Origin of the sequence: Bradyrhizobium sp. (genome assembly GCF_030693485.1) — a bacterium.
Taxonomy (GTDB): Bacteria; Pseudomonadota; Alphaproteobacteria; order Rhizobiales; family Xanthobacteraceae; genus Bradyrhizobium.
In genome coordinates, this window is record NZ_JAUYAN010000257.1 from 1 (window position 1) to 5,044 (window position 5,044).

At 63.6% G+C, this 5,044-nt stretch carries 6 protein-coding genes and 1 pseudogene; 2 read left to right on the forward strand and 5 right to left on the reverse strand.

Annotated features, from left to right (window positions below; translation table 11 throughout):
• The 5 genes and pseudogenes from Q8N40_RS18975 to Q8N40_RS18995 all read right to left on the reverse strand — a co-directional run.
• Positions 1 to 288 (reverse strand): annotated as a pseudogene (locus tag Q8N40_RS18975) (cellulose synthase); the annotation flags it as partial.
• A gap of 24 nt (positions 289 to 312) precedes the next feature.
• Positions 313 to 489 (reverse strand): hypothetical protein, encoded by a 177-nt coding sequence (locus Q8N40_RS18980; protein WP_305712897.1) that lies wholly within the window; start codon positions 487 to 489, stop codon positions 313 to 315.
• A 34-nt stretch (positions 490 to 523) separates the two neighbouring features.
• The gene (gene tcuB / locus Q8N40_RS18985) at positions 524 to 1,624 is read right to left on the reverse strand and encodes a tricarballylate utilization 4Fe-4S protein TcuB (RefSeq protein WP_305712898.1); all 1,101 of its coding nucleotides are present in this window, start codon (positions 1,622 to 1,624) and stop codon (positions 524 to 526) included.
• The gene (gene tcuA, locus Q8N40_RS18990; protein ID WP_305712899.1) at positions 1,611 to 3,008 is read right to left on the reverse strand and encodes an FAD-dependent tricarballylate dehydrogenase TcuA; all 1,398 of its coding nucleotides are present in this window, start codon (positions 3,006 to 3,008) and stop codon (positions 1,611 to 1,613) included. Before tcuA ends, tcuB begins: the two co-directional genes overlap by 14 nt.
• A 29-nt stretch (positions 3,009 to 3,037) precedes the next feature.
• Positions 3,038 to 4,018 (reverse strand): transcriptional regulator GcvA, encoded by a 981-nt coding sequence (locus Q8N40_RS18995; RefSeq protein ID WP_305712900.1) that lies wholly within the window; start codon positions 4,016 to 4,018, stop codon positions 3,038 to 3,040.
• Positions 4,019 to 4,133: 115 nt separating this feature from the next.
• Between Q8N40_RS18995 and Q8N40_RS19000 the strand changes: the two genes are divergently transcribed.
• Positions 4,134 to 4,337: a DUF1127 domain-containing protein gene (locus Q8N40_RS19000; protein WP_305712901.1), complete on the forward strand. Its 204-nt coding sequence runs from the start codon at positions 4,134 to 4,136 to the stop codon at positions 4,335 to 4,337.
• A 74-nt stretch (positions 4,338 to 4,411) separates the two neighbouring features.
• Entirely contained in the window at positions 4,412 to 5,026 is a 615-nt protein-coding gene (locus Q8N40_RS19005; protein WP_305712902.1) for a GNAT family N-acetyltransferase, read from the forward strand.
• Positions 5,027 to 5,044: the final 18 nt, after the last annotated feature.

Consider the following 5,044-nt stretch of genomic DNA (forward strand, 5'->3'; position numbering starts at 1 on the left):
ATGGCGAACAACCTCCTCGCCGCGTGGTAATTCGAAACAGACCAGCAAGGCAATGAATGCAATCAGTATTGCGATACCCGCCCATAGCAGATTGAAATAGTCGAGTGAGGAGATCTCTCCCGCGGCATGGGGCGAAACGAACGCCCATGCGATGCTTGCGGCCGAGCTTGCCGCGATCAACCCGAAGGTGGCCGCGGGTTTCCAGTGGACCCTCGGCACCGAGCGATCGCCGCCCTTGTCTGTAGTTTTGAAAGGTTGGCCTAACGGTTTGACGACGGCGCTCAGCAAGGTGGCGGTGATTGCAAAGGACGTTTAGTCGAGTGCGAACGCGTACGGGATCGACCGCTCGACAAGTTCGAGTGGCTCGTCATAGGTGCAGATAAAGATATCGACCGCAGGATAGTTGCGCCCGGCAGCAAGGCTCATTTGTGCGATGTCAGCCTGGGCGGATCGATTGACGCTGCGGAACAGAATGACGCTCGAAAGCATGGTATAAAGGATCGCGATAGCGAAATGAGCGTGCCTATCCCGGACTCCGCCGCTCCCGCGCATAACGCACCAGCGCCGCGAAGCGATAGATTCCGTGCACGAACTTGCCATAGGGCATGGTGATGAACAGCGCGAACACCACGCCGAGATGCAGCGCCAGCAGCGCGCCCATCGCGGCGGTGTCGCGCAGCACCAGCAGCGCCAGGCCCGTCAAACTCGTCATGAACAGCATGACGACGAACGCGACATCCATCCCCATCCGTTCATGATCGACCAGATCGGGATCGCGCTTCCATTTTTCCGCCAGCAAACCCGCGGGGCCGATCAGCAGCCCGATGCCGCCGAGCGTGCCGAGCACGACAGGCAGGTCCCACCACGGATACGGCGCCTCGCGTGCCCAGAAGTAATGATACGCCGTCGCCACCGAGGTCGAGGCGAAGCAAAGCCCAAAACCGTAGAAAGTCAGATGGTGGTAGATCCGGCGCAGGTCGCTTGGCCGCTCGTCCTCGTTGACGCACCCGACGCCGCCGCCGTCGAGATAGCGCAATTGTCCGGCGTCCTTGATCGCCTGCCAGATCGAGGGCGGATCCGCCAGCATGCCGATGGGTTCGCCGATGTCGCGCCAGAACGCGCGCACGCCCATCACCAGCGCGATGATCGAATAGAGAAACACCCCGCCGAACAGCGCCGCCATCGCATTATGCGGCATTAATTTGTAGAATGCGCCGGGTCCGGTGTGCACCCCGAACAGCACCTGCCGGTCGTGGAAGGCAGCAAAGCCGAAGATGAACGCGGCGACGCTGAGGGCCGCGATGACGCTGATCCAAAGCCCGTTGCGCACGAACAGGCCGGAAAAGGCGCGCGGCCAGGCATAGGCGGCGTAGGATTCGGCGCGCGCGATCGTCAGCGTTTGCGGGACGTTGACGTTGAATTCATGCGGCGGCGAGAACTGGCAGTCGGTGTAACAGGCGCCGCAGCCATGGCAGAGATTGGCAAAATAATTGAGGTCGCCGTCGGAAAAGGCGCGGCGCATTTCCATCGCCGGAAACACCGCGCAGAGGCCCTCGCAGTAGCGGCAGGAATTGCAGACCGTCATCAGCCGGCCGGCTTCCTCGAGGATTTTAGTTCCGTGCATTTTGCGCCGCTTCCCGTCCCGCGATCCGTCCGAACACGCTCCCGATGGTCATGCCGATGCCGGCGGCGTAGCCCTTGCCCAGTACATTGCCCGCCATGATCTCGCCGGCGGCGAACATGTTGGCGGCGGGTCTGCCGTCCTTCATCAGCATGCGCGCCTGCCGGTTCACGCGGGTGCCGAGATAGGTGAAGGTGATGCCGGGCCGCACCGGATAGGCATAGTAGGGCGGCGTCTCGATCTTGCGCGCCCAGTGCGTCTTCGGCGGCGTCAGGCCCTCGGTGCGGCAGTCGTCGAGGATGGTGTGGTCGAAAGTGCCGGGCCGCACCGCGGCGTTGAAGCCGGCGATGGTCTGTTCCAGCGCGGCCGGATCGAGCTCGAACCTGGCTGCGAGTCCGGCGATGGTCGGCGCCTCGATCGGCGGAAACAGCGTCGGCATGAAACTGTTGCGCACGCTGCTGTCGAAGATGATGTAGGCGATCTGGTCGGGCTGCGCCGCCACCAGGCGGCCCCATATGGCGTAGCGCTTCGGCCAGATGTCTTCGCCCTCGTCGTAAAAACGCGCGGCGTGCTTGTTGACCACGATGCCGAACACCACCGAGTCGTGCCGGGTGATGATGCCACCGTCGAATTTCGGCGCACGGGCGTCGATCGCCACCGCGTGGCACTGGGTGGGATCGCCGACATCCTGCACGCCCTTGTCGAGCAGCATCTTCAGGATCGATCCACGGTTATAGGGGGTGCCGCGGATCAGGAAATTGTCGGCGGCGTCGCCCCAGTACTGCTTCAGCCATTCGATGTTGGCCTCGAAACCGCCGGCGGCGGCGACCAGGGTCGCGGCGCGGACGGCGACGTCGGCGTGGCCCTGCTTCAACATGGCCGACAGGAACATGCCGTTCTCGATCTCGAGGCCGAGCACTTCGGCGTCGTAGAGGATGTCGACGCCGAGCTTTTCGGCGGTGAGATACAGGGCGTTCAGCATCGCCCTTCCGCCGCCGAGGAAGAACGAATTGGTGCGGCCGAGGCCGAGCGTGCCGCCCAGCGAGGGCTGCCAGCGCACGCCCTGTTCGACGATCCAGCCCAGAATATCCTTGGACTCCGCGATCATGTGCTTCGCGAGTTCCTCGTCGGTCTCGCCGTCGGTGACGCGCTGCAGGTCTTCCCAGAATTCCTGCTCGGTATAGGGCCCGGTCAGGATGTCGGTGGCGGCATCATGGGCGCAGCGCATGTTGCGGGTGTGGCGGGTGTTGCCGCCCCGGTAGAATTTCGGCGCGCCTTCCAGCACCAGCACCGAGGCGCCGGCCTGCCGCGCGCTGATCGCAGCGCAAAGTGCCGCGTTGCCGCCGCCGATCACCAGAACATCGAATTTTCGCGAGAGGTCGACCATGCGTCTTGTTATTATTGCTGGCACGGAAATCAAACCCGGCGACGCCGGGCAGGCTGTTTTGCTTCGGGAAGCGGCTCGGGCTTGCGGAGTTCGTCGCCCTTGCCAAGCTCTTCCCCTTTGCCATGAATCGAGGCTCTAAGCCAATGCCGAAACGCCGACAGTTTCGGCGCGTCGGCTCGGGCCTCCGGCGAGACCAGATAGAAGCCGGCATCGGCCGGCAGCGCGATATCGAACGGCACCACCAGCCGTCCCTTGGCGATATCGGCCTCGACATAGGAGGTCCGGCCCATCGCCACGCCCATCCCGTCGATCGCGGCCTGCACGGTCATGAAGACGAGGTCGAAGGTGACGCCGGGTTGTTTCGAGAGGTTGGTCGGCAGGCCCGCGGCGGTGAGCCACAGCCGCCAGTCGTCATTGCTGGCCGCGCTGGTGTGCAGCAGCACATGGTCGGCGAGGTCTTCCGGCCGCTGCAACGGCTTCTTGCCGTCCAGCAAGGCCGGGCTGCACACCGGAAACAGTTCATCGGCCATCAGCCAGTCGGCGCGCAGGCCCGGCCATTGGCCGCGGCCATAGCGGATCGCGGCATCGACGTCGCCGGATCTGAAATCGACCAGATTGGTCGATGTGGTGATGTGGACGTCGATGCCGGGATGGGCTTCCTGGAACGCGGAAAGTTTCGGCAGTAGCCATTTCGCGGCGAGCGAGGCCAGCGTCGAGACCGTCAGCACATGGTCGCTGTCCCTGCGCAACAGCCGGTCGGTGGCGAGCTTGAGATCGTTGAAGGCGGCGCGGACGCCGGGGAGATATTCCTGCGCCTCCGCGGTCAAGGTCAGCGCGCGGTTCTGGCGGACGAACAGCTTGACCCCGAGCTCCAGCTCGAGCCGCCGGATCTGATGGCTGATCGCGGTCTGGGTGACGTTCAGCTCGGCCGCCGCCAGCGTAAAGCTGAGATGCCGGGCCGCCTCCTCGAAGGCGCGTAATCCATTGAGCGACGGCAGTCTCGCAGTCATTCCCGACATCCCTAATACATGAATTTATCTCATGCGAGGAGGCACGAAGTGTCGTTTGTCGAAAGCGTGGATCAGGCGGATATTCCGGCCAACAACCTAACTTCAGGAGATGACCATGTCCACTTTAACCCATCAATCGATGACAAATCATCATCAATCCAGCATTTTCACCCGGATCAGCCAGACCCTCCAGGTCTGGCACCAGCGCCAGCGGAACCGGCGTCAGCTGACCCAGCTGTCCGCCCGTGACCTGCACGACGTCGGCCTGTCCTGGAGCGATATCGTCTATGAGGCCGAAAAGCCGTTCTGGCGGGCTTGAACAACAGCCAGGCCGGCGTTGCCTTCCGGGGGGACGCCGGCCGCGACTTTTCGGGAGACCATCGGGAGCCAGCCATGTCCGCGATTCGCTTCGACGACCTCCGGCAACATTCCGATATCCTGCGGTTACGCGGCGGGAATTCGGTGATGCTGCGCTTCGTCGAGCCGCGCGACGCGGAGGCGCTGCGGGCCTATTTCCGGTCGCTTTCGACCCGCTCCCGCTATAACCGCTTCTTCGGCGCCATCAGCGAATTGCCGGCCAGCCAGCTCGATCAATTCATCCATGTCGGTGAAGCCGACCGCTTCAGCGTGGTCGCGGTGATGATCGTCGACGGCGCCGAGACCATTGTCGGCGAAGCCCGCTACGTCTTCGACGCCGATACCGACAGCTTTGAGTTCGGCCTGTCGATCGACGACCGCTGGCAGCGCCATGGTCTAGGCTCCGCATTGCTGCACAATCTGGAATGCCGCGCCGCGGCGTTCGGCGCCAGCAGGCTGTTCGGCGACACGCTGCGCTCCAACGACGCCATGCTCGGCCTCGCCCGCAAGTCCGGCTTCGCCTTCACGCATTCGCCCGGCGACTGGAAGCTGGTGCGGTTCGAAAAGCTGATCGCCGTCGCGCCGAAGGAAATTCCCTGCGCCAGCTGGCGGCTGGCGGCGCAACAGGTGGTGCTGCAAGCTGCGGTTTGAAACTCTCTTCCTCATCCT